Source organism: Pseudanabaena sp. UWO310, assembly GCF_006861605.1.
In the GTDB taxonomy this organism is placed as follows: Bacteria; Cyanobacteriota; Cyanobacteriia; order Pseudanabaenales; family Pseudanabaenaceae; genus Pseudanabaena.
On the sequence record NZ_SELU01000121.1, the window covers coordinates 1 to 2355 of the forward strand.

2 protein-coding genes are annotated in these 2355 nt (G+C 41.5%); both read right to left on the reverse strand.

What is annotated here, in order from left to right:
• Nucleotides 1–242: 242 nt before the first annotated feature.
• Nucleotides 243–1535 (reverse strand): NAD(P)/FAD-dependent oxidoreductase, encoded by a 1293-nt coding sequence (locus PseudUWO310_RS22540; protein WP_143190596.1) that lies wholly within the window; start codon nt 1533–1535, stop codon nt 243–245.
• Nucleotides 1536–1603: 68 nt separating this feature from the next.
• Nucleotides 1604–2194, reverse strand: coding sequence for a Dps family protein (locus tag PseudUWO310_RS22545; RefSeq protein ID WP_143190597.1), 591 nt, complete (start codon nt 2192–2194; stop codon nt 1604–1606).
• Nucleotides 2195–2355 lie beyond the last annotated feature (161 nt).

The following is a 2355-nucleotide window of genomic DNA, read 5'->3' on the forward strand; positions in this document are numbered from 1 at the left end:
GATTTTGATGACCGTCTCATGTTGAATGCGGCTGGCTTATGGAACTTCTATTTAGATTTTGCTTGCAATGGACAGAAAAAGTAAAATCACCTCTGTGCTTTGCTTTTATTTCCCAACAAGTCTATTATCTGTCACCCAACCAAGAGGTTTAAATAGAATTGTTTGAGCGACTGCATTAATCAAGCTTTTTTGCTGCTTGTTTGAGATCGGGCTGCGACCATTTAATAAAAGGCATATGGATCTCATACTCCCACACATCTCTGGAAAAGCTCGTCAGATATCCATTCAAGTGTTCCCTTAAAATTGCTAGCTAATGTGGGTAGCAACTCAATGTAAGCAGCTTGACGAATTAAATGACCGAGATGACCTTGCACTTCATAGCGATCGAAGATTTTGGCAACACTTTCATTCATTCCCAATTTCATGAGCGTTCCTCTCATTTCAATTTCTGCGGCAATGGGGGAATGACCTTCAGATAGAGCTTGCAAATTATGGGCGATCGCTGCTCCCTGTTGATAGGCAACTTGAGCCGTTAAGGGCAAAGGATGTTCCATCACGGCACAATCTCCACCAGCAAACACTTCTGGGAAATCAATTAATTCTAAAGTGTCAGTGAGCTTTAGTCGTCCCTGTCGATCTCGACCTCCTTCTGGAATCGATAATGTATCGATGAGAGGATTTGTAACAATTCCCGTCGTCCAAATAATCGTTGCGGCGGTAATTTCTTCTACTTGATCGTTTCGTTTAATTACAATAATATTGGGGCGTACTTCGGTTACTGTGGTTTCAAGCATGACTTTTACGGATACCGAGCGCTTGTGCAATGCATCTTCTGCCGTCTGCCGCAAGTGATCGTCATCGCCTTTGAGAATCTTTTTACCTCGTTGAATGAGTAATATACGAATATCAGAAATCTCACCACCTAAAGAGTCATACCAGTCAGGTAATAAATCCGCTAAAGTTGCTGTTAGCTCAACTCCAGTCCGACCTGCTCCTAAGATTACAAAGGTCAATAAAATCTTTTTTTGTTGTAATGTTTCACTTTGAGTAGCTCGTTGCAAACAATCTCTTAGCTGCTTACCTAAGGTCATCGCATCTTCGATAGTCGAAAACGGCACGGTATATTCTTTGGCTCCTTTAACACCACTGTAACTCACCACACCACCGAGCGATAACACTAGATTACTGTAAGTGTAATGCAATCCAGAGGCTAAGCTAACCTTTCGCTGTTGTAAGTCAATCGATTGTACATTATCTCGAATAAAGGTAATCCCACTCTTATGCAAAAGAGCGTCATAACGATGGCTAATAAACTGCATGTTCATCTCACCACTAAGAACCTCATACAAGAGAGGTTTAAAAATGAAACTCCAATCGCGATCAATCAGAATTGTGGGAGTTGTATAATGCTGACGACTCAAATGTAACGCTGTAAATAAGCCTGTGAATCCACCACCTAAAATTAAAGTTGGCAGTGTTTCAGGAGTGATTAGCCGTTGAGGAACTTCTGCTATTTTGTCTAAAGTATTCGACATATTCGTTATTTCCTATTAGAAATCTAGCCTTAACAAGGGACTTAAGCCCCTTGCCTGTCAAAGATGCTTTAGCTACGAACTAGAGGTGTATCAACTAGATGTTCGGCAATAAACCATACCTGAATTTCATGCGTTCGTAGTACATCGCTAACTAATAAGTCATTAGTTCCATCATCTCGATTCGCCATAGTTTGAGCAATTCCTTCACGGACTTCGCGCAGGATCGACTCATGGGCTTCTAGTAACCGCGACAACATGACGGGAATTTCTTCTACACCATTAGGAGGACGTTCAATCCTTGTCAATTCGGCAACATGCCGCGGATCGGCGATCGCCACACCGCCTAAGGTTTGTACTCGTTCGCCCAGCATATCAATCAGCTTAAGTTGCTCATTTGCATGTTTATCAAGTAAAAGATGTAACTGATAAAACGTGTTACCACGCATTAGCCAATGATGTTTTTTGTAGAGACTGTAGAGGATAATGCTATCAGCAAGCACTTGGTTGAGATGTCTACAACTCTCAAATCGAGCAGTACTAGCTAAAGCGATCGGTAAGTTACGGATAGTTCCAAACGACTGGATCTCTTGTCCGTGCTGATGCAGAACAGGCTGACTGCAATCTATCGGAATATTTGAGAGAGAAGAATTGGTTGGCATAAAAGTTTCCTAAATTATCTTCTTCCCCCTTTACAAGGGCAGGGCTGTTTCAAGAATGGGTAATAGAGAGATTAAAAGAGTAAAGATGACATGGCAGGTATATTGTGAGATATTTGGTCGATAGCAGACTTTATCGACTCAAACCCATGCATTCTAAATAT

Excerpts from the sequence above, each read along its gene's own strand:
- PseudUWO310_RS22540 (WP_143190596.1), bottom strand. The coding sequence starts at position 1,535 with ATGTCGAATACTTTAGACAAAATAGCAGAAGTTCCTCAACGGCTAATC.
- PseudUWO310_RS22545 (WP_143190597.1), bottom strand. The coding sequence starts at position 2,194 with ATGCCAACCAATTCTTCTCTCTCAAATATTCCGATAGATTGCAGTCAG.